Consider the following 20,461-nt stretch of genomic DNA (forward strand, 5'->3'; position numbering starts at 1 on the left):
GGCACGCATCAGCCAACGCATCCTCGCCCTCAACGCCGCAATCTGGCACAACTGGAACACCGACGCACCCGTGAAACGGTCCCTGACCGCCTACGACCACTAACCCAAATTCACATCAGCGATCTAGGGGTCCGATACGAACGCGCCGGCCCGCGCGGCGGCCAGCCCGCGCGACACCGACCGCTCGGCGTCCCGCCGCGTCACCGGCTCCCTCGTGACCACCAGGCGGTAGTAGAGCGGGGCCGAGATCGCCCTGACCAGCTCACCGCCGTCGGTCCCTTCGGGCAGCTCTCCCCGCTTGACGGCCAGGTCCACGACGGTGGCCCACTCGTCGATGCGGCGGGTGAAGAAGGCCCGCAGCGCGTCGGCGGCCTCCTCGTCGCAGGTCCCCGCGGCGATCACCGCCTGCAGCGTGGCGCCGAGCCGCCCGTCGGTGACCGCCTCCCAGACCGACACGGCGTTGGCCAGCAGGTCGCTCTCGACGTCGCCCGTGTCGGCGTGCGGCGACGACTGGTTGGCCAGCTCTTTCATGAGGTCGGCCACCAGGCCTGGGGTGCTCCCCCAGCGCCGGTAAACCGTGGTCTTGCCGACGCCGGCCCTGGCCGCCACCTGGTCCATGGTCAGGCCGTGGAAGCCGTGCTCGACCAGGATGTCCTGGGTGGCCTCGAGTACGGCGGCGCGTACCCGCGCGGTGCGGCCCCCCGGCCGCACGGTTCCCGCCAGACGGGAAGGTTGTTCCATCTACACTCCTCACCGCATACCGGCATGCCCGGCTAACGGGACTCATATCCCATTAGTGGCGCACGTTCTTACGGCCCCGGCCTTTCACGGCCCGCGGCGGACCAGGTGTCCCCGCTCGTGGGCAGGTCCGCCGGCCTGGTCAGGCGGCGCAGGCATCTCCTTGTCGGCATGGCGTGCTCGGGCTCTCCTCATTCACGGGAGGGCTGGCGACCTCGCCGGGGTTGTGCTCGTGGCAGGTGACCCGGGGACTCGCCGCCGCCATCGCACGCCCGCCGGGCTCTCCCTGCTGACCATGTCGTTGCTGAGGGGGCGTTCCGGGGTCGGGCACGGGGCTGAACGGGGCGTTGTGATCTGCCGGGTTCACCGCTGGAGACATTCTAGGCCGACTCCATCCGCCGCGCTGCTGGTGGACCGGCACTTTTCCGCGATCCGCGCTCCCGTCGGCCGCCGCACGATCACCGTTCGGCAATATCGAACTCCTCTGCACTAGGGTGCGAGGTGTGGGAGAGACGATTCAATCGGTCGAGCGGGCGGCCGCGATCCTGCGGCTGCTCGCCTCGGGCCCGCGCCAGCTCGGCGTGGCCGAGCTGGCCAAGGCGCTGGGCCTGCCCAAGGGGACACTGCACGGCATCCTGCGCACGCTGGTCCGCGTGGGGTTCGTCGAGCAGGACCAGGCCACGGGAAAGTACCGCCTCGGCGCCACGCTGCTCCACCTCGGCAGCAGCTACCTCGACGTCAACGAGCTGCGCACCCGCTCGATCAACTGGGCCGACGCCCTGGCGGGGCGCAGCAGGGAGAGCGCCTGGATCGGCACCCTGCACGAGGGGCACGTGCTGGTGATCCACCACGTGTTCAGGCCGGACGACAGCATGCAGACCCTCCAGGTCGGCACGTACCTGCCGACGCACGCCAGCGCCCTCGGCAAGGTCCTGCTCGCCTACGACCCCTACGGCGAGGCGCCGGCCGCGCCGCTGCGCGCGTACACGAAGGCCACGCTCACCGACCCCAAAGCCCTGGAGGCCGAGCTCGACCAGGTCAGGACGCGTGGCTGGGCGGCCGAGACGGAGGAGCTGACGGAGGGCGAGGTGGCCATCGCCGCGCCCATCAAGGACGCGCGCGGCATCGTGGTCGGCGCCATCGGCATCCGGGGCGCGGTCGAGCGGCTGGCCTCGGACGGAGCCCTGCACATGGAGTACGTCTCGTACGTGCGCGACGCCGCCCGCGCGATCACGCGCGCCCTCGCCCGCTGACTTGTCCACCCCCATGACGACCGCATAACATTTCCCACGTCGTTCGACATTGTCGAACCCTGATCCAAGCGAGGAAGCTCGTGCCTCGACCGCACTACGTCGCAGCCATCGACCAGGGCACCACGTCCAGCCGGTGCATCGTCTTCGACGACGCCGGCAACATCATCTCCGTCGCCCAGCGCGAACACCGCCAGATCTTCCCCAGGCCCGGCTGGGTGGAGCACGACGCGGGCGAGATCTGGCAGGCCGTGCGCGCCCTGCTCGGAGAGGCCGTGAGCGGCGCCGGCATCGAGGACGCCCAGATCGCCGCGCTCGGCATCACCAACCAGCGCGAGACCACCGTGCTGTGGGACCGCGAGACCGGCCGGCCCGTCTGCAACGCGATCGTCTGGCAGGACACCCGCACCGACGCGCTGACCCGGGCCCTGGCCGAGCACGAGAGCCTGTTCAAGGAGCGGGCCGGGCTGCCGCTGGCCACCTACTTCTCCGGGCCGAAGATCCGCTGGCTGCTCGACGAGATCCCCGGCCTGCGGGAGCGGGCGGAGCGCGGCGAGGTGCTGTTCGGCACGATGGACAGCTGGTTGTTGTGGAACCTCACGGGCCGCCACATCACCGACGTGACCAACGCCAGCCGTACGATGCTGATGAACATCCACACGCTGGGCTGGGACGACGAGCTACTGGCCGCGATGGGCGTGCCGCGCGCGATGTTGCCGGAGATCCGCCCGTCCGCCGAGGTCTACGGCCGCACGGCGGGCGGCGTCCCGGTCGCCTCCGCGCTCGGCGACCAGCAGGCCGCGCTGTTCGGGCAGACGTGCTTCGCCCCCGGCGAGACCAAGAGCACCTACGGTTCGGGCAGCTTCCTGCTGATGAACACCGGTCACGAGCCGGTCGTCTCCAAGCACGGCCTGCTGACCACCGTCGGCTACCAGATCGGCTCGGGCCCGGCCACGTACGCGCTCGAGGGCGCCATCGCCGTCACCGGCTCCCTGGTGCAGTGGCTGCGCGACAACCTGGGCCTGATCTCCAGCGCGGCCGAGATCGAGACACTGGCCAAGACGGTCGACGACAACGGCGGCTGCTATTTCGTGCCGGCGTTCTCCGGGCTGTTCGCGCCCCACTGGCGCTCCGACGCGCGCGGGGTGATCGCCGGACTGACCGGGTTCGTCAACAAGGGCCACCTCGCGCGGGCCGTGCTGGAGGCCACGGCGTGGCAGACCCGCGAGGTGGTCGACGCGATGAACGCCGACTCGGGGCTCGACCTGACCACGCTCCGCGCCGACGGCGGCATGACCGCCGACAACCTGCTCATGCAGACGCTCGCCGACGTGCTGGCGGTGCCGGTCATCCGGCCGATGGTGGCCGAGACCACCGCGCTGGGCGCCGCCTACGCCGCGGGCCTGGCCACCGGCTACTGGCCCGACGTCGAGAGCCTGCGGGCCAACTGGCACAAGGCCGCCGAGTGGCGTCCCGCGATCGACGAAGCCGTACGCGAGCGCGAATACCGCAACTGGAAGAAGGCCGTGGCGCGCACCCTCGGCTGGGTGGACCAGGAGGAGGAGAGCAGAGCATGACGCTCGCGACCGGCACCGACCGCGCGGAGACCAGGCACGAACTGGCCGGCACCGCATACGACCTGCTCGTGATCGGCGGCGGCATCCTCGGCACGTCGGTGACCTGGATGGCCGCGCAGGCGGGGCTGAGGGTGGCGATGGTCGACGCGGGCGACTTCGCCGGCGCCACCTCCAGCGCCTCCTCCAAGCTCGTCCACGGCGGCCTGCGCTACCTGCAGACGGGCAACGTGCGGCTGGTCGCGGAGAACCACCGCGAGCGGCGCGCCCTGGCCTCCGACATCGCACCGCACCTGGTCAAGCCGCTGACATTCGTGGTGCCGATCTACAAGGGCGGCCCCCACGGCGCCGCCAAGCTCGGCGCGGGAGTGTTCCTGTACTCCGCGCTGTCGGTGTTCGGCGACGGCATGGGCCGGGTGATCACGCCGCAGCAGGCCTTGGCCAAGGTGCCCGCCCTGCGCTCCGAGGGCCTGCGGGCCGCCGCCGTCTACGGCGACCACCAGATGAACGACAGCCGGGTCGCGGTCATGACCGTGCGGGCCGCGGTGGACGCGGGCGCGGTCGTGCTCAACCACGCCGAAGTCGTCGGGCTGCGCAGGACGGGCGGCACCGTGACGGGCGCCGACCTGCGCGACCGGCTCGACGGGACGGAGTTCGGCGTGTCGGCCAGGCTCGTGCTGAACGCCACCGGGCCGTGGGTCGACCACCTGCGGCGCATGGAAGACCCCTCCGCCGCCCCCAGCATCCGGCTGTCCAAGGGCGCCCACCTGGTGCTACGCAGGCAGGAGCCGTGGAAGGCCGCGCTGACCACGCCCATCGACAAGTACCGCGTGTCGTTCGCCATCCCGTGGGAGGACCACCTGCTCCTCGGCACCACGGACGAGGCGTACGACGGCGACCCGGCCGCGGTGCGGGCCACCGAGGCCGACATCGCGCAGATCCTCGACGAGGCGGGCCACTCCGTACGCGACTCCCAGCTCAGGCGCGCGGACATCACCTACGCCTTCGCCGGGCTGCGGGTGCTGCCCGGCGGCCCCGGTCAGGTCGCGGCGGCCAAGCGGGAGACCGTGGTGACCAGCGGCTCGGGCGGCATGCTCTCCGTCGCCGGCGGCAAGTGGACCACCTACCGGCACATCGGCAGGCACGTGCTCGACACGCTCGCCCACCTGCCGGGGCAGCCGCTGGGCGACGACCTGGCCGACATCCTGCCGGCCGTGCCGCTGCCGGGGCTGGCCAGCCCCGACGCGGTGGCCATGCGGCTGTGGACCGACCGCGACCCGGGCACGCGCATGGACCCGCTGGTGGCCAGGCACCTCGCCACCCACTACGGGTCGATCGCGTTCGACCTGGCGCGGCTCATCCGCGAGGACCCGGCGCTCGGCGAGCGCATCCACCCCGACGGGCCGGACATCTGGGCCCAGGCGGTCTACGCCCGCGACCGCGAGTGGGCGGCCACGGTGGACGACGTCGTACGCCGCCGCACGACGCTCACGGTGCGCGGCCTCGACACGCCCGACGTGCGCGCCAGGATCGAGAAACTGCTCGGCTGACGGTTCCGTTCCTGGTACGCGGTTCGGCGCGGGGGGTCCGCGGCCCGGCCCGACAGATGCGGTTCGGCACGGCGGGTCCGCGGCCCGGCCCGACAGATGCGGTTCGGCGCGGGGCCACGGGTTCGGCCCGATAGGGGATGCGGTTCGGCGCGGGGGTCGCTGTTCGGCGCTGTCGGCGCGGTGGGTCCGGGGTGCTGATCGCAGGAGTGCGGCGGGGTGGTGAGGGGCCCGCCGGAGGTGGCCTGGCGACCCGGCTGGGCAGGGGGAGGGCATGCGAACTCCCATCAACGAAGCCCTGCTCAGGCACTTCCGTGACCTGCGCGACGGCATCCATGGGCAGGCCGTCTCGCGGGACGACAAGGAGCACGTGTTCATCACGGCGGTCGGGCTGCTGGACCCGGTGGCGCGCACCGCCCTCGACGAGCTCAACGCCGACCTGCTGCTCGGCACCGGGGAGGTGGTCGCCAGCGGCGTCACCCGGTCACGCGAGGGCGGGCTCAACGCGATGTGGTCGCTGACGTGGCGGGAGCAGCGCGCGTGCCACGCCCAGCCGATCGCGGTGGTCGCCCACTACGGCAGCGACTTCCACCATCCGCACCTGCGGGGCAACACGGTCGGCGACTGGCCGCTGAACGTCTTCGACCCGGCGGACGCGGCGGGGCAGCTCGGCACGTTGCGGGTGATCGCCGCCGGCGACGCCCACAACCTGGTTTTCCAGGAAAGTTATCGCCTGATGCCCGCCCTCACCCGGGAGGAGCCGGGCCAGGAGAGCATCGCCCTGCCCGACGGCACGCGGGAGACCACGTAACCGGCCCGCCGGGCGCCGTGGCGGCGGCTGCCACGTGCGGGTCAGCCCGCGTCTCCCTGGAGGCCCTCAGCCGCGCGCGGCGACTGGCGTGACCTCGGCCGTGCCGTAACAGATGATGATCTTATGCTTCGGTGAAGCCCCGCGCGCGCCCGCCGGCCGACTCGCGGACGGCGGCGGCGACGGCGGTGGCCACGTCGGGGTGGAAGACGCTCGGGATGATGTAGTTGGGGCCCAGCTCCTCGGGCGTGACGACGGCGGCGAGCGCGCCCGCGGCGGCCAGCAGCATCTCCTCCGTCACGACGGACGCCTGAGCGTCGAGCAGGCCGCGGAAGACCCCCGGGAAGGCCAGCACGTTGTTGATCTGGTTGGGGTAGTCGGAGCGTCCGGTGGCCACCACGGCGGCGTGCTCGCGGGCGTCGTCGGGCGACACCTCTGGCTCGGGGTTGGCCAGCGCGAACACGACCGGGTCCTTGGCCATCGAGGCGATGTCGTCGCCGGTCAGGATGCCGGGCGCGGAGACGCCCACGAAGACGTCGGCGTCCTTGACCGCGCCCCGCAGGTCGCCCGCGTAGCCCTCGGCGTTGGTGTTGTCGGCCATCCAGCGCAGCGAGTCGTCGAGGTCTTCACGCCCCTTGTGGACGGCCCCGAGGTAGTCGCACACGATCACGTTGCGGGCGCCCGCCGCCAGCAGCAGCCGCAGCACGGCGTAGCCCGCCGCCCCCGCGCCCGCCATGGTGATCTTGACGTCCTCGATGTTCTTGTCGACCACCCGCAGGGCGTTGGTGAGCGCCGCCAGCACGCAGATCGCCGTGCCGTGCTGGTCGTCGTGGAAGACCGGGATGTCGAGGAGCTCGCGCAGCCGCCGCTCCACCTCGAAGCAGCGCGGCGCGCCGATGTCCTCCAGGTTGATGCCGCCGAACCCGGGCGCGATCACCTGCACCGTGCGGACGATCTCGTCGACGTCCTGCGTGTCGAGGCAGATCGGCCAGGCGTCGATGCCCGCGAACCGTTTGAACAGCGCCGCCTTGCCCTCCATGACGGGCAGCGCCGCCTCGGGCCCGATGTTGCCCAGCCCCAGCACTGCGGAGCCGTCGGTGACGACCGCCACGGTGTTGCGCTTGATGGTCAGGCGCCGCGCGTCCTCCTTGTTGCGCGCGATCGCCATGGACACGCGCGCCACACCCGGCGTGTAGGCCATGGACAGCTCGTCGCGGTTGCGCAGCGGCACCTTCGACACCATCTCGATCTTGCCGCCGAGGTGCATGAGGAAGGTGCGGTCGGACACCTTGTGGATGACGACGCCCTCGATCGCCTCGAGCTGGTCGACGATGGCCTGGGCGTGGTCGGTGTCGCGGGCGGCGCAGGTCACGTCGATGCGCAGCTTCTCGTGGCCGGCGTTGGTGACGTCGAGGGCGGTCACGACACCCCCAGCCGACTCTACGGCGTGCGTGAGCAGGCTCACGGCCTTGCCGCCTGCGGGCACCTCGAGGCGCACGGTGATGGAGTACGACACACTGGGGACGGTCGCCACGTCAATCGCTCCTTCGGGACTGACCAAGAATGCATCCATGTTAGAGGTCATTCGGTCAATCCCGCGCCTCGGCGGCCATGACGATCAGTTCGGCACAGGTGGCCACGGGGATCGTGGTGCTGTCGATCACCAGGTGATAGAGGCAGGCGTCGGCCGGGTCGGTGCGGTAGAAGTGGCGCACGTAGGCGCTGCGCGCCCGGTCGTTGTCCTCGATGATCTGCCGGGCCTCGCGCTCGCTCAGCTGCCCCAGTGTGGCGGTCTGCCGCACCCTGCGGGTGACGGGGGCGTCGAGCCGGACGTGCAGCGCGCCGGGGTGATCGACCAGCACCAGCGCCCCCGCCCTGCCCAGGAACACCCCGCCCCGCAGGCGCGCGGTGTCTTTCAGCACGCGCTCGGTGCGGCTGACGAACTCCTCGGGCGCGAGCGGCATCGCGCCGGGAACGTACATGTCGACGCCGCCGAACGTCACCGTGGGCAGCCGCATCGCCCCGGAGAAGAGCCGGCCGATGCCGTGCTCGGCCCGGTCGTCGTGGGCCAGCGCCTCCTCCAGCGTGCAGCCCAGCTCCTCGGCGACGGCACTGGGGATCGCGCGGTCGACGAAGGGCACGCCGAGGCGCTCGGCCACGGCCGGGCCGATCTGGCTGCCGGCCGTGCCGTATGTCGCCGATATGGTGACGACCCGCATGAATTCAGGTTAGAACAGTGCGCTCGCCAACGCTCTACGGGCTTTGGCCAAGGATGGGTCTTCGGCGGGCAAAGCCTCGAACAAACCGAGCAGGTGCCGCCTGGCTTTGTCGCGCTCGTCGCCCGAGGTGCGCTTGACCACGGCGATGATGCGCTCGAACGCCTGGTCGACCGCGCCCGACATCATCTCGAGGTCGGCCGCGAGCAGCTGCGCGTCCAGGTCGGCGGGGTCCTGCGCGCGCCGCTGGACGTCGGCGGGGTCGGCCTCGGACGTGCGCTTGAGCAGGCCGACCCCGGCCAGCCCCATCTTCGCGTCCTCGTTGCCCGGCTCGCGGGCCAGCAGGCGCTGGTAGGCCTGCATGGCCGCGTCGAAGTCGCCGCGGTCGATCGCCTGCTCGGCCGCCACCATGTCGGGGTCGGCGGGCGGCCCCGACGGCGCCTCCTGCTCGCCGGGCTCGCCGGCCTCCGCGGGCCTGGCGCCCGGGTTGGCCTGGTAGAACTGCTCGACCGCGCCCATCAGCTCGTCGAGCCAGCGGCGCACCTCCTGCTCGGGCAGCACCTGCTGGAACCCGGTCACCGCCTGGCCCTGGAAGATCGCCAGCACGGTCGGCACGGCCTGGACGCGCAGCGCCTGCGCGATCTGCGGGCTGGCGTCGACGTTGACCTTGGCCAGCACGGCCTTGCCGCCGAGGTCGCCGACCACCTTCTCCAGCACCGGGCTGAGCTGGGCGCTGCCCGGCGCCCTCGGCGACCAGAGGTCGAGCACGACGGGCACCGTCATGGACTTGTCGATGACGTCGCTCGTGAACGTCTCCTCGGTCACGTCGACGACCGAGGCCGCGGCCGCCTGGGGACCTGCGGCCTCCCGCCGGGCCTGCGCCTCCAGTGCCTGCTTGCGCGCGCCCAGGTCCACAGCTCCGTAGAGCGACCCGGGTTTAGAGAAGTCCGCCATGCTCCTCATCTTGCCGCATCGATGACCCGGCGAAGTCACCAGCCGCCACCCGGAGGGTGCGCAACTGGTCGAACATCGCCTGGAGTTCGTCCTCGGCGTACATCGACAGGCCGAACTCGGCGGCCATCAGGTCACCGGTGGCACGGCGTACGACGTCGCGCCCGGACTCCGTGATCTCGGCCAGCACGCCGCGCCCGTCGCGCGGATTGGGCAACCGCCGGACGAACCCGGACTTCTCCAGCCTGTCCACCGTGTTCGTGACGCTGGTGGGGTGGACCATCAACCTTTCCCCGATCTTTGACAGGGGCAGCGCCCCCGCCCTGCTGAACGTCAGCAGCACCAGCGCCTCATAGCGCGCGAAGGTGAGTCCGTAGGGCTTGAGCAGCGCGTCGAGCTGCGACAGCAGGATCTGGTGCGCTCGCATGATCGACGTCACCGCGGCCATGGCCGCGGACGGACCGAAGTGCGCGCGCCAGCTCTCCGCGGCACGGTCAATCGGGTCGAACGGCAGGTTGAGCGGCTTGGGCTGCGTCACAGCGATACGGTAGCGCGCTGGTCGTCCCGGTTCGTCTGGCTACTCACAGCGACAGGCCTCTCCGCTTGGCCAAGAGTCCGGACATCAATCATCACGCTCAGTTATGGTTCTCCTACGAATGGTGACGCGGACGCCAAGTCCATCAGCCTGTGGGGACCGGCCGGACTGATCGTTTCCGCCTTGCCGAGGGGCACGGGGGGTGCTTGATGAACTTCAACGGGAAAACGGGTGCGTGAGCACGGGGGCGTTTCACGGGAGGAGCTGAAGCAGAGCGCGGCCGTCACTGTGGCCGTGCTGCTCGCTGTCGGCCTGGTCGCGGCGTGGAACGTCCTGATACCCGGCGTCGACGCCTGGGAGAACATCGTGGCCGCGGTCATCGGGTCACTGCGGTTGACCGGGCCGGTCGCCGCGGCCTTCGCCGCGTGGGTGGCGCTGCGCAAGCGCAAGGCGCTGCGCGGGCGCTCGCTCACGACGTGGCGGGCGCTCAAGGCACCGCTGGCGATCGTGGTGGTGGTGCTGGGGTCGTTCGGGGCGACGGTGCTGGTCCTGGCCGTCAAGACGGTGCTCACCGACCAGGCGGGCCGGCTGAGCCTGGCGGGCCTGGGCATGGGCATGGCGGGCCTGGCCCTCTACTCGGTGATCGGGTGGGTGGCCGGCTGGGTGCTGCCGCACGCGTTCACGCCGCCGGTCGCCGGGCTGGCCTGCTATGGGGTGTTCTCGTGGCTGGCCGACGACCGCGGCTGGGCCGACAAGCTGGCGCCGGGCACCGGTGAGCCGTACGACCTGTTCCAGGGGTTGAGCGGGGCGGCGTTCTTCGACCAGACGATCTGGCTGCTCGGCCTGACGGCGGCGCTGCTGCTCGGCTGGGCGGCGCTGGTGACCAGGCAGGCGCTGGTGCTGGCGTGCGCGCTGCTGGCCGTGCTGACCGCGGGGATGGGCGTGTCCCGCGTCCTGACCCACTCCAAGCCGGCCGCCGCCGAGGAGATCGCCTACAGCTGCCAGGAGTGGCCGATCACGGTGTGCGTGCATCCGGGCATGCGGGCGGGGCTGACCGAGCTGGGGGCGTCGTTCACGCAGATCGCCTCCAGGCTGGCGGGCACGCCGGCCGCCTTCACGCGGGTGGAGCAGCGGCCGCTCGACGACGCGCTGAAACCGTCCAGCGGGCTCGCGCCGATCCACGTGCCCGACCTCTCCGCCGGGTTCGCGGAGGAGGCGGCGTACGAGTACATCGAGTCGCTGGCCGCCCGGTGCCCCGGCACGGTCGCGGACGGCTACCGGGAGATCGTGATGGCCTGGCTGCGCGGCGAGCCGCTGCCCGGAGGGCCGCTGCCGGAGCACCAGTACGCCGCGTCGTGGTTCTCCGGGCTGACCGAGCACCAGCGCAGGGAGTGGCTGCGCATGTTCTACAGCGACTTCCAGAGCTGCCGGCTGGCCGGCACGCACTTCGGCGGCGGGCCCGCCCACGCCCAGGTGGCGCCCTCACCCGTGCGCCCCACGCCCTCGTCGAGCCACGTCTACCCCGTCTACCCCGACGCCGGCGGCACCCCGGCGGCGACCTCGGCCCCCGGCACGCCCGGAGCGAGCCCGCCGCCGTTCGGGCGGGGGCCGGGGACGTCCTCGCCGGTCGGTGGGGCCAGGGCGGCGCCGGCGGTCGCGGCCGGGGGCAGGTCCACTGCCGCGAAGGGACCGGAGATGTCACCGATCGGCTGGCGATGATGATCGCCGGGAGGGTAGTCATGCTCCCATGACGACTTCCCGTACGACGCCGCCCGAGGTGACTCCGGGGCGGCGCCGCAGGTGGCGATATCTCGCGGCGTTCCTGGTCCCGGCGGTCCTGCTCGTGGTGGGCGGCCGCCTGGCCTGGTCCTGGCTCGACCCGTTCGGCGGGCAGACCATCGACCGGAGCCAGCCGGCGCTGCTGCAGTCGATCAAGGACATGAGCCGCTTCGAGGCGGCGACCGGCACCTTCCAGGTGGTCGTCGACCTGGAGAAGGACGCCAACTTCCTGCCCGACGCCGTCAAGGGCACCCGGACGTTGTTCGTCGGGGCGGGCGGCGTGGACGCGTACGTCGACTTCTCCGCCATGGGCACCAACGCGGTCACCGTCTCGCCGGACCGCACGGAGGCGACCATCCGCCTGCCGCACGCCCAGCTCGAGAAGCCCAACCTGGACAACAGCCGCTCGTACGTGTTCGCGCACCAGCGGGGCCTGTTCGACCGGGTGCAGGACTTCCTGTCGGGCTCGCCGGGTGACCAGCGGGAGCTGTACCTGCTGGCCGAGAAGAAGATCACGGAAGCGGCGGTGGCCAGTGACCTGCGCGCCAGGGCCGACGCCAACACCAAGGCGATGTTGTCGGGCATGCTCAAGTCTCTCGGGTTCAAGAAGGTGACGGTCGAGTTCACCGGCGAGCCCTAGCCGCGTCTCGGGGGCCTTAGCCGCCTGTGCGCCCGCTTAAGTACCTGCCTGAGTCCAGAGATAAGGCATCCGCCCGATGTGGCGGGGAGGGCCTTAGGACGAGTCTTGAGAGTGCAGGCAACAGAGCAGAGGAGCACTCGGATGAACGCCGAACTCGAATACACCGTGATGCAGCACCGCGCGTCGGAGCTGCGCCGCGCGGCCGCCGAGCAGCGGCAGGTCATGGAGGCCCGCAGGGGTCAGCGGGGCGAGCGCCGCCACCGCTCGGTCGTCGCCAGGTTCCTGGCCTCATGACCGCCCACAAGCAGCCCGGCCGCAACCTCCCTCGCGGCCGGGCTGAAAAGCCCCCTTGAGGGGGCGCGCTCGGGCCCTGAATTCCTGGTGAGGGCCTGGGCAGTGCGTTACGGGGCCCCGGTCCATTCCTGGTCGGACCGGGGCATCGCGCTGTCCGGGGCCCGTCAGGCGTCCGTGGCGGGATCTATGGCGGGCCTGCGCAGCCACCCGCCGTGCAGTGCGCTGAACGCGGCGGGACGCCCGTCGAGCGCGACGACGTAAACCGTGGTCTGCTCCGGGGGCCGCCGGCCGAGGCGGGCCGCGATCCCGGGGAGGACGTCCGGCGCCTCCTGGGAGATCCAGTGGCAGCCGAGCCCTTCGACCTGTGCCACGAACGCCCTCCTGTCGTCCTCGGGCACGTAGTAGAGCACCGCGGTGTGGACGACCACGAGGGTGGCGTGCGGTGGCGCCTGGGCGGCCACCTCACCGAGACGGGCGTTGAGGTCTCCCCGCACGATGCGGGGCGGATCCTCGCGGGCCACGGCGATCGCGGCGTCCAGGCGGTCGAGCCGGTGACGGTGTTCTGGCCAGACCAGCGTGCGCAGCCACCTGACGTCATCGGGGTCGGTCACGTCGAGCGGGTTGAGGTCGATGCCTGCCCGCCACGCGACGGTCACCGCGCCCGGCCCCGGCCACTCGCCGAGCGGCTCCCCCTCGACGCGGCAGCGCAGCCGCACCGGGCTGCCGACGTCTCCGGCCAGGCTCCCGTCGTAGTCGTAGCCGTACCGGTCCGGCAGCAGGCACAACCCCGCCGACGCGCCGACCTCCAGCAACGCCAGCGGCTGCGGGAGCGAGGCGAGCAGGGGATACAGCGCCGCGCACCGGGCGGGCTCGTTGGTCTGCGTGCGGCGGGCGAGCATCGTGGCGACGACCGCCTCCCGGTGGTCCAGGACGGACCGCCGGAACTCCGCGTAGCCGGACGGCGTGCCCGCGACGTGCCGGGTGGCGGCGAAGAGCAGGTTGGGCTGGCGTTTGGCCGGCGGCAGGCCCGCCAGCAGGTCCAGCAGTTCGCGATCGTCGGCCACCCCGCCGGCGAGCTGCTCGTAGAGCGGCGACCGCCCGCGGGCCTCCATGGCCGCGAAACGCCGGTACTCCTCGGCTGTCATGAGCGGAGACCAACCCGGGTGCGTGCGCCGGCCCCGCCTATGGGTGTGCTGAGCTGCCCCAGCCGCCGTACGACCTGGCCGAGCGGTGCGATGGCGTCGATCTCGACGGTCGCGGTCGCCCTGAGCAGCGGCTCGACGGTCTCCAGGTCGTTCAGGACGCCGCCCACTCCTCAGGGCGCTTGCCGTAGGGATTGCCGGTCCGCGCCTGGATCCGGGCGAACATCACCTCGGCGGGCGCGCTCAGCAGCACGACGTGGTCGAACCGGCCCCGATCGGACCCGTGCCCGGGGCGTTCGTGACCGGAGTCCGGGGAGAACCGGCCCTGGTCGCCGCGGCAGCCGGCCGCGAACAGGGGCACCCTCGTCATGACCCGTGAGCGGGTGGCCGATGGCGGCGGCGAGGTCGGACACGCTCTCGCCGGGCCCGGCGACCGCCTCGCGCCGCACCCGGTCGAGCGACCCGTCGGGCAGCCGCACCCACCGGCTCCACTCGTCCGTGCCGGTGTCGACGGTCCGGTGCCCGCGCGCATGCGTGCTTACGGGACGCGGATGAGCAGCGCGTCGCCCTGGCCGCCGCCGCCGCACAGGCCCGCCGCTCCCAGGCCGCCGCCCCGCCGCTTCAGCTCGTACGCCAGCGTGAGCACGATCCGGGCGCCCGACGCCCCGATCGGATGGCCCAGGGCGATGCCGCCACCGTTGACGTTCACCTTGTCCAGCGGGACGCCCAGCTCCTGCGCGGACTGGAGGACCACGCTGGCGAAGGCCTCGTTGATCTCCACCAGGTCCAGGTCACCCGCCGACACGCCCTGCTTGGCCATGGCCTGCATGATGGCGTTCGCGGGCTGGGACTGGAGCGAGGCGTCGGGGCCCGCCACGTTGCCGTGCCTGCCGATCTCGGCCAGCCACGGCAGGCCCAGCTCCTCGGCCTTGGACTTCGACATGACCACCACGGCGCAGGCGCCGTCGGAGATCTGCGAGGCGGAACCGGCGGTGATGGTGCCGTCGGCGGCGAAGGCCGGGCGCAGCCTGGCCAGCGTCTCCACCGTCGTGTCGCCGCGTACGCCCTCGTCCTCCTTGACGACGACCGGCTCGCCGCGCCGCTGCGGGATCTGGACCGGGACGATCTCTTCCTCGAAGACGCCGTTCTTGAGGGCGGCGGCGGCCAGCTGGTGGGAGCGGGCCGACAGGGCGTCCTGCTCCTCGCGGCCGATGCCCAGCCTGGTGTTGTGGCGCTCGGTGGACTCGCCCATCGCGCACTGGTCGAACGCGCAGAACAGGCCGTCGTGCGCCATCGAGTCGACCACGTCGGCGCCGCCGTACTTGACGCCCTTGCGCAGGCCGGGCAGCAGGTGGGGGGCGTTGGTCATCGACTCCATGCCGCCGGCCACCACGATGTCGAACTCGCCCGCCCGGATGAGCTGGTCGGCCAGGGCGATGGCGTCGAGGCCGGACAGGCAGACCTTGTTGACGGTGATCGAGGGGACGGTCATCGGGATGCCGGCCTTGACGGCGGCCTGGCGGGAGGGGATCTGGCCCGCGCCGGCCTGGAGGACCTGGCCCATGATGACGTATTCGACGGATTCGGGTGCCACGCCGGCCCGCTCGAGCGCCGCCTTGATGGCGATGCCCCCCAGGTCGACGGCGGTCAGTCCGGACAGGGCGCCGAGCAGCTTGCCGATCGGGGTGCGAGCTCCGGCGACGATGACGGAACTGGACATGGACACGGGCCTCCTGTGCTCGCCATCTGGTTCTTTGACACCATACCCACGAGTAGGTGTCCGTTCGCTATGGAGGTGGGCCACATATGTTCCTGCGGATCGACCACATCGGGGTCGCGTGCCGGGACCTCGAAGAGAAGATTCGTCTCTTTTCTGACACGTTCGACCTGACCGTAGTTGCCCGCGAGGTCAACGAGGAGCAAGGTGTCAAGGAGGCCATGTTGCACATCTCCGACGGCGAAGGTGGGGGCTCCTACATTCAGCTCCTGGAGCCTCTCTCCGAGGACTCCCCTGTGGGAAAATTCCTCGCCAAGCGTGGCGAGGGCGTCCATCACGTGGCATTCGGCGTACGAGACGTGGCGGACGCCATGGGTAAGATCAGCGAGAGAGGAGTGAGGCTCCTGGACGAGCGTCCCAGGCACGGGTCGATGGACTCACGGATCGCGTTCCTGCATCCCAAAGACGTGGGGGGAATGCTGACCGAGTTGGTCCAGGCGGCCAGACGCTAGAAAAAGCCATATAACGCGCATATGTAACTAGTCACGCAGAAAGTCGGACGGGGCTTCGCAGGTGGCACCAGCGGAGTACGCTTGACCTTCCACCGGACATGGAGCCTGCCGCGAGGCACAGGCTCCTGGATCGGATGCCCCGAACCCCCCGTCCGGCCCGTGTAGCCGTCTCGACAACCCAGGATCGAGCCTCCATGCAGTCCGACATCGACGCCCAGCTCAACAACTTTTTCGAGGACGCCCCAGCGCGCGAGTTCGACGTGGTGCTCCGTGGTTACGACCGGCATCAGGTCCATGATCACTTGAAGCAGCTCGACGGAGAGCTACGCCAGGCGCGTGAGCAGGTTGCCGGCCTGCAGCGCGATCTGTCCGACTCCCAACGCCAGTTGCAGGAGCAGGAGCGCCCCACCTACTCCGGTCTCGGCGCCCGCATCGAGCAGTTGCTCCGTCTGGCCGAGGAGCAGGCCACCGAGCTCGTGCAGGCCGCCAGGTCCGAGGCCAACGAGATCAAGGCCGCCGCCAAGGTCGAGGCCGCCGACCTGCGGGCCGCCGCGGAGGCCGAGGCAGCCGAGAAGCGCGCCCAGGCCACGCGCGAGACCGACGAGATGCGCACCTCCGCTGAGCGGGATGCCGAGGAGATCCGCTCGACGGCCCGCCGCGAGGCCGACGAGCTGACCAACACCACCGAGCGCGAGGCCGCCAAGCTGCGCGCCACGGCCGACCACGAGGTGGCGGAGAAGCGGGCCGACGCCGAGCGGGAGATCGCCAAGCTCCGCACCACCACCGAGCGCGAGGTCGCCCAGCTGCGGGCCTCGACCAAGCGCGAGCGCGACGAGGTGCTGACCACCGCCAAGCGGCAGGCCGACGAGATGCGCGCGCAGGCTCAGCGGGTGCTGGAGGAGTCGGAGGCCAAGAGGGCGCAGGACGAAGCCGAGTTCGAGATCCAGCTCGCCGCCCGCCGCGAGGACGCCGAGCGCCAGGAGGCCGAGCGCCACGCCTCCGCCCAGGCCGCCACGCAGAAGCTGGTCGCCGAGGCCGAGCAGCGCGCCGCCACGGCCGAGTCGAGGGCCACGAAGGCGACCCAGCAGGCCGACCAGACCCGCCGCGAGGCCGACCTGCACGCCAAGCAGCTCGTCGCCAACGCCCGCAAGAGCGCCGAGACCATCGTGTCCGACGCCAAGTCGAGCGCCGAGACGATCGTCACCGAGGCGAAGAACGAAGCCGAGCGCACCCGCACGGCGATGCAGCGCCAGGTCGACGAGCTGACCCGCCAGCGTGACAGCATCACCAGCCACCTGGCCCAGCTGCGCCAGCTGCTCGGCGGCGCCGCTCTGCCGGGCCAGGAGTCGCCGGAGCCCGCGGTCGTGGCTGCCCCGGCCAAGCCGGCGATCGCCGCGCCCGTGGTCGAGGCCTCTCCCGCGGAGCCGGTGCAGGCGCCCGCCGCCAAGGCCAAGGCGGAGGACGACGCGGAGTGGTGGCAGGAATAGCCGAAGTTCGCACGGGGGCTGAGTGACGGCTGAGAGAGCCTGGCGACCTGATCGTCGCTAGGCTCTCTCTTTGTTGCCGGGCCGACATGCCCCCGCGCGGGCTCGGCATGGCACGTCGACGACCCCCATGGAGTTCCCATGTCCACAGATGCCGAGCCCGCCAAGGCCGAGCCCGCCGCCGGGCTCGTGGCCGCGCCCGAGGAACGGCCTGAGGGCGGCGAACTCCAGGCCCCGACCGGGGAACGACCTGAGGGCGACGGACTCCAGGCCCCGACCGGGGAACGACCTGAGGGTGGGGGTGAGGCGGGCGCCCAGCCGTACGGGCTGCCCGGCAAGCCGCTGGCCCGGGGGCCGTTCCTGTTCGGGCTGGTCGGCGGGCTGGGGGTGCTGACGGCGATCGCGATCGCCCAGATGGTCGTCAACTCGCTGAGCACGATCATCCTGGTCGTGGTGGCGATGTTCCTGGCGGTCGGGCTCAACCCGGCAGTGGAGGCCCTGCAGCGCTGGGGGCTGGCCAGACGCGCCGCGATCTCCATCGTCTTCACCGGGGTGATCGTGGCGTTCGTGCTGTTCGGCCTGGCCGTGGTGCCGCCGGTGAGCAAGCAGCTGTCGGAGTTCATCGAGGCGGTGCCGGGCTACATCACGGAGCTGAGCACCCATCCGACGCTGCGCCAGCTCGACGCCGACTATCAGATCCTGCCGCAGCTGCGCACGTTCGTGACGAGCACGCTGGGGCCGTCGCTGGCCACCGGGATCATGGGTGCGGGCCTGGTGGTGCTGAACGGCGTGTTCACCACGGTGACGCTGCTGGTGCTCATGCTCTATTTCCTCGGCTCGCTGCACACGATCAAGGACTACCTGCTCAAGCTGGTGCCCGCCTCGCGCAGGGAGCGTACGCGCGCGATCAGCGAGCAGATCCTCACCGGCATCGGCGGTTACGTGGCGGGCAACGTGCTGATCTCGGTCATCGCGGGCGTGGTGGCCTGGATCTTCCTGTCGATCGCGGATGTGCGGTACGCGCTGGCGCTCGCTCTGGTCGTGGCGTTGCTGGACCTGGTTCCGCTGGTGGGCGCCACGATCGGCGCGGTGTTCGTGAGCGCTGTCGCGCTGCTGCAGTCGGTGCCCGCGGGGATCGCCTGCGCGATCTTCTTCGTGCTCTACCAGCAGGTCGAGAACTACTTCATCTATCCGCGGGTGATGAAACGCTCGGTGGACGTGACACCGGCCGTGACGGTGATCGCCGCGTTGTTCGGGGGCGCGCTGCTCGGCATCGTCGGCGCGCTGCTGGCCATCCCGGTCGCGGCGGCGATCTCGCTGATCATCCGCGAGGTCGTACTGCCCCGCCAGGCCCGGGCCTGAGCCCTGGGCTCGGACCCTGCTGAAACCCCCGTGGAGCGCGGCCTGAGCGACCTCACCGCTCCCCGCCGGGCCCTGTCCTGGAGGGACTCAGCGCTCCCCGGCCGGCTCTGCTCTGAGTGGACCTCAGCGCGCCCCGCCGAGCTCTGCTCTGAGGAACTCGGTCACCGCGGCGTTGAACGCCTCAGGCTGCTCGACGGCGCTCAGGTGGCCGGCCTTCGGGATGATCTCCAGCCTCCCTTCGGGCACGGTGCGTACCATCTCCTCGGCGTCGGAGGGCGGTGACAGCTCGTCCTCCTCCCCCACCACGACGAGCAGCGGCACCTTCAGCGCCCGCAGCGTCTCGAACGAGCCGGGCCGCGCGGCCATCGCCCGCTGCGCCCAGGCGACGGCGCCCGGCGGAGCCGACTGCACCAGCCCTTTGACCCGCCCGAACACCATGGCCCGCCGCTCCTTGGTGGTCGGCCCGATGAGCGCCGGAAGCACCTCGCTGACCAGCACCTCGCTGCCTTCCGACAGCACGGCCCTGGCGATGCGCTCCCTGTTGTCCTTGGCCGCGGGCGGGTCCTCGCCCGCCTTGGTGTCGGCCAGGATCACGCCGAGCACCCGGTCGGGATGCCGGCGGCAGAGAGCCATGGTGACGTAGCCGCCCATGGACAACCCGCCGATCACCGCCCTGTCGATGCCCTCATCGTCGAGCAGCCTGGCGACGTCGTCGGCCATCAGGTCGAGTGACGGCTCGTCGTCCCCCAGCCGCGAACCGCCGAAGCCGCGCAGGTCAGGCGTGATGACCCGGCAGACTGTGGCCAGCCCTTCCCGCTGCGCCAGCCACATGGCCGACGACAGGGGGAACGCGTGGAGCAGCACAACCGGGATCCCCGTCCCGGCCGATCTCTTATAGAGCTGCACGGGCCCCACGGTAACCCGGTTCACGGCGACAATCACTCAATGTCGTAGGACGATATCCCCGTTGACCGCGACCGCTTCTCCCCCAATAACCCCATAAATGGCCATACGGACATATATCTGGCATAGCGCGTACGCCGCTACCCCGCGACGGCGGTGGCTCCCCCGTCGACGAACAGCACCTGCCCCGTCATGTACGCCGACGCCGCGCTCGCCAGGAAGACAGCCGGCTGCGCCATCTCCTCCGCCGTCCCCCACCGCCGCATGGGCACGCCGGACACCGTGGCGGCGTTGGCGGCCTCGTCTGCCCAGAGGTTGCGGTTGAGGTCGGTCGCGGTCCACCCCGGACACAGGGCGTTGACCCGCACCCCGGCCGACGCCCACTCCACGGCCAGCGTCTTCGTCAGCGCCACCAGCCCGGCCTTGGCCGCCGCGTACGGGGCCAGGAAGGGCGCGCCGAGCGCCGCCATCGACGCCACGTTGACGACCGAGCCGCCACCCCGTGCCAGCAGGTGCGGCGCGGCGGCGTGGCAGACGGCCATGGCGGAGTCGAGGTTGAGCCGCATGATCTTGTCCCAGCCGCGCAGCCGCAGGTCCTTGAACTCGACCATGAAGTTGGAGCCGCCGGCGTTGTTGACGATGACGTCGAGATGGCCGAGGCCGTCGATCGCAGCGGCCACGGCCGCCGCGGCGGCGTCGCGGTCGGTGAGGTCGGCGGGGACGACGAGCGCGCGCCTGCCCAGCGCCTCGATCTCCTTGCCGGTCTCGGCCAGCAGATCGGCCGAGCGGGACACGAGCGCCACGTCGGCCCCGGCCTCGGCGTACGCGAGCGCGATGGCCCGGCCGATCCCCTTGGACGCTCCGGTGACCAGGGCCCGCTTCCCGCTGAGATCGAACGCGCCCACGCCGCCCTCCTCCGTCTAAGAAACCGAACAGCATTCTAGGGTTTCGGGGCGGCCAAAGCGAGGACCCGCCGCGGAGCATGCCGGTGCGAGGGCGTCCCCGAAGC

At 71.4% G+C, this 20,461-nt stretch carries 21 protein-coding genes and 1 pseudogene; 11 read left to right on the forward strand and 11 right to left on the reverse strand.

Annotated elements, in window-relative coordinates:
* Positions 1-103, forward strand: a pseudogene (locus E1292_RS56095) (IS982 family transposase); the annotation flags it as partial.
* Between the two features lie 20 nt (positions 104-123).
* On the opposite strand, the gene E1292_RS13525 reads toward E1292_RS56095, so the two are convergent.
* Positions 124-741, reverse strand: coding sequence for a TetR/AcrR family transcriptional regulator (locus E1292_RS13525; protein WP_132595490.1), 618 nt, complete (start codon positions 739-741; stop codon positions 124-126).
* A 500-nt stretch (positions 742-1,241) separates the two neighbouring features.
* Here E1292_RS13525 and E1292_RS13530 point away from each other — a divergent pair, with 500 nt between their 5' ends.
* The 4 genes from E1292_RS13530 (at position 1,242) to E1292_RS13545 (ending at position 5,920) form a co-directional block, all read left to right on the forward strand.
* A complete protein-coding gene (locus tag E1292_RS13530; RefSeq protein WP_132595491.1) occupies positions 1,242-1,991 on the forward strand; it encodes an IclR family transcriptional regulator in 750 nt (249 codons plus the stop codon).
* Between the two features lie 80 nt (positions 1,992-2,071).
* On the forward strand, positions 2,072-3,565 hold the full coding sequence (gene glpK, locus E1292_RS13535) for a glycerol kinase GlpK (RefSeq protein WP_132595492.1): 1,494 nt from the start codon (positions 2,072-2,074) through the stop codon (positions 3,563-3,565).
* Positions 3,562-5,112 (forward strand): glycerol-3-phosphate dehydrogenase/oxidase, encoded by a 1,551-nt coding sequence (locus tag E1292_RS13540; protein ID WP_132595493.1) that lies wholly within the window; start codon positions 3,562-3,564, stop codon positions 5,110-5,112. Before glpK ends, E1292_RS13540 begins: the two co-directional genes overlap by 4 nt.
* Before the next feature lie 271 nt (positions 5,113-5,383).
* Positions 5,384-5,920 (forward strand): hypothetical protein, encoded by a 537-nt coding sequence (locus E1292_RS13545; RefSeq protein ID WP_132595494.1) that lies wholly within the window; start codon positions 5,384-5,386, stop codon positions 5,918-5,920.
* Between the two features lie 121 nt (positions 5,921-6,041).
* Here E1292_RS13545 and E1292_RS13550 read toward each other — a convergent pair whose 3' ends face one another.
* The 4 genes from E1292_RS13550 to E1292_RS13565 are packed head-to-tail and all read right to left on the reverse strand — an operon-like array spanning position 6,042 to position 9,622.
* A complete protein-coding gene (locus E1292_RS13550) occupies positions 6,042-7,451 on the reverse strand; it encodes an NAD-dependent malic enzyme (protein WP_132595495.1) in 1,410 nt (469 codons plus the stop codon).
* Between the two features lie 55 nt (positions 7,452-7,506).
* Entirely contained in the window at positions 7,507-8,136 is a 630-nt protein-coding gene (locus tag E1292_RS13555; RefSeq protein ID WP_132595496.1) for a cytidylate kinase-like family protein, read from the reverse strand.
* 9 nt (positions 8,137-8,145) lie between these two features.
* Complete coding sequence (locus E1292_RS13560; protein WP_132595497.1) at positions 8,146-9,087, reverse strand: tetratricopeptide repeat protein; 942 nt, start codon at positions 9,085-9,087, stop codon at positions 8,146-8,148.
* A complete protein-coding gene (locus E1292_RS13565; RefSeq protein WP_132595498.1) occupies positions 9,071-9,622 on the reverse strand; it encodes a MarR family winged helix-turn-helix transcriptional regulator in 552 nt (183 codons plus the stop codon). Before E1292_RS13565 ends, E1292_RS13560 begins: the two co-directional genes overlap by 17 nt.
* 228 nt (positions 9,623-9,850) lie before the next feature.
* On the opposite strand from E1292_RS13565, the gene E1292_RS13570 reads away from it, so the two are divergent.
* The 3 genes from E1292_RS13570 to E1292_RS51025 all read left to right on the forward strand — a co-directional run bounded on the left by E1292_RS13570 (position 9,851) and on the right by E1292_RS51025 (position 12,332).
* Positions 9,851-11,338, forward strand: a complete 1,488-nt coding sequence (locus tag E1292_RS13570; RefSeq protein WP_181958228.1) for a hypothetical protein — start codon at positions 9,851-9,853, stop codon at positions 11,336-11,338.
* A 28-nt stretch (positions 11,339-11,366) separates the two neighbouring features.
* Entirely contained in the window at positions 11,367-12,038 is a 672-nt protein-coding gene (locus E1292_RS13575; protein WP_132595499.1) for a DUF4230 domain-containing protein, read from the forward strand.
* A gap of 141 nt (positions 12,039-12,179) precedes the next feature.
* Positions 12,180-12,332, forward strand: coding sequence for a hypothetical protein (locus E1292_RS51025; protein WP_165974518.1), 153 nt, complete (start codon positions 12,180-12,182; stop codon positions 12,330-12,332).
* Positions 12,333-12,496: 164 nt separating this feature from the next.
* Here the strand turns inward: E1292_RS51025 and E1292_RS13580 are convergent, their stop codons facing one another.
* The 4 genes from E1292_RS13580 to E1292_RS13590 form a co-directional block, all read right to left on the reverse strand.
* Positions 12,497-13,477: a DUF2332 domain-containing protein gene (locus tag E1292_RS13580; RefSeq protein ID WP_132595500.1), complete on the reverse strand. Its 981-nt coding sequence runs from the start codon at positions 13,475-13,477 to the stop codon at positions 12,497-12,499.
* Positions 13,474-13,644: a hypothetical protein gene (locus tag E1292_RS51030; RefSeq protein ID WP_165974519.1), complete on the reverse strand. Its 171-nt coding sequence runs from the start codon at positions 13,642-13,644 to the stop codon at positions 13,474-13,476. Before E1292_RS51030 ends, E1292_RS13580 begins: the two co-directional genes overlap by 4 nt.
* On the reverse strand, positions 13,629-13,844 hold the full coding sequence (locus E1292_RS13585; RefSeq protein WP_132595501.1) for a hypothetical protein: 216 nt from the start codon (positions 13,842-13,844) through the stop codon (positions 13,629-13,631). Before E1292_RS13585 ends, E1292_RS51030 begins: the two co-directional genes overlap by 16 nt.
* 168 nt (positions 13,845-14,012) lie before the next feature.
* Entirely contained in the window at positions 14,013-15,194 is a 1,182-nt protein-coding gene (locus E1292_RS13590) for an acetyl-CoA C-acetyltransferase (RefSeq protein ID WP_132595502.1), read from the reverse strand.
* 86 nt (positions 15,195-15,280) lie between these two features.
* Between E1292_RS13590 and mce the strand changes: the two genes are divergently transcribed.
* The 3 genes from mce to E1292_RS13605 all read left to right on the forward strand — a co-directional run bounded on the left by mce (position 15,281) and on the right by E1292_RS13605 (position 18,549).
* Positions 15,281-15,703, forward strand: a complete 423-nt coding sequence (gene mce / locus E1292_RS13595) for a methylmalonyl-CoA epimerase (RefSeq protein WP_132595503.1) — start codon at positions 15,281-15,283, stop codon at positions 15,701-15,703.
* Positions 15,704-15,897: 194 nt separating this feature from the next.
* On the forward strand, positions 15,898-17,190 hold the full coding sequence (locus E1292_RS13600; protein WP_132595504.1) for a DivIVA domain-containing protein: 1,293 nt from the start codon (positions 15,898-15,900) through the stop codon (positions 17,188-17,190).
* A 138-nt stretch (positions 17,191-17,328) separates the two neighbouring features.
* The gene (locus E1292_RS13605; RefSeq protein ID WP_132595505.1) at positions 17,329-18,549 is read left to right on the forward strand and encodes an AI-2E family transporter; all 1,221 of its coding nucleotides are present in this window, start codon (positions 17,329-17,331) and stop codon (positions 18,547-18,549) included.
* Positions 18,550-18,672: 123 nt separating this feature from the next.
* On the opposite strand, the gene E1292_RS13610 is transcribed toward E1292_RS13605, so the two are convergent.
* A complete protein-coding gene (locus E1292_RS13610; RefSeq protein ID WP_132595506.1) occupies positions 18,673-19,455 on the reverse strand; it encodes an alpha/beta fold hydrolase in 783 nt (260 codons plus the stop codon).
* A 137-nt stretch (positions 19,456-19,592) separates the two neighbouring features.
* A complete protein-coding gene (locus E1292_RS13615) occupies positions 19,593-20,357 on the reverse strand; it encodes an SDR family NAD(P)-dependent oxidoreductase (RefSeq protein WP_132595507.1) in 765 nt (254 codons plus the stop codon).
* Positions 20,358-20,461: the final 104 nt, after the last annotated feature.

The organism is Nonomuraea deserti (genome assembly GCF_004348685.1).
GTDB classification, from domain to species: Bacteria; Actinomycetota; Actinomycetes; order Streptosporangiales; family Streptosporangiaceae; genus Nonomuraea; species Nonomuraea deserti.

Coding starts and splice junctions, on each gene's coding strand:
- E1292_RS13525 (WP_132595490.1), bottom strand. CDS start 741: ATGGAACAACCTTCCCGTCTGGCGGGAACCGTGCGGCCGGGGGGCCGC.
- E1292_RS13540 (WP_132595493.1), top strand. CDS start 3,562: ATGACGCTCGCGACCGGCACCGACCGCGCGGAGACCAGGCACGAACTG.
- E1292_RS13545 (WP_132595494.1), top strand. CDS start 5,384: ATGCGAACTCCCATCAACGAAGCCCTGCTCAGGCACTTCCGTGACCTG.
- E1292_RS13555 (WP_132595496.1), bottom strand. CDS start 8,136: ATGCGGGTCGTCACCATATCGGCGACATACGGCACGGCCGGCAGCCAG.
- E1292_RS13560 (WP_132595497.1), bottom strand. CDS start 9,087: ATGGCGGACTTCTCTAAACCCGGGTCGCTCTACGGAGCTGTGGACCTG.
- E1292_RS13575 (WP_132595499.1), top strand. CDS start 11,367: ATGACGACTTCCCGTACGACGCCGCCCGAGGTGACTCCGGGGCGGCGC.
- E1292_RS51025 (WP_165974518.1), top strand. CDS start 12,180: ATGAACGCCGAACTCGAATACACCGTGATGCAGCACCGCGCGTCGGAG.
- E1292_RS13580 (WP_132595500.1), bottom strand. CDS start 13,477: ATGACAGCCGAGGAGTACCGGCGTTTCGCGGCCATGGAGGCCCGCGGG.
- E1292_RS13585 (WP_132595501.1), bottom strand. CDS start 13,844: ATGACGAGGGTGCCCCTGTTCGCGGCCGGCTGCCGCGGCGACCAGGGC.
- E1292_RS13590 (WP_132595502.1), bottom strand. CDS start 15,194: ATGTCCAGTTCCGTCATCGTCGCCGGAGCTCGCACCCCGATCGGCAAG.
- mce (WP_132595503.1), top strand. CDS start 15,281: ATGTTCCTGCGGATCGACCACATCGGGGTCGCGTGCCGGGACCTCGAA.
- E1292_RS13600 (WP_132595504.1), top strand. CDS start 15,898: ATGCAGTCCGACATCGACGCCCAGCTCAACAACTTTTTCGAGGACGCC.
- E1292_RS13605 (WP_132595505.1), top strand. CDS start 17,329: ATGTCCACAGATGCCGAGCCCGCCAAGGCCGAGCCCGCCGCCGGGCTC.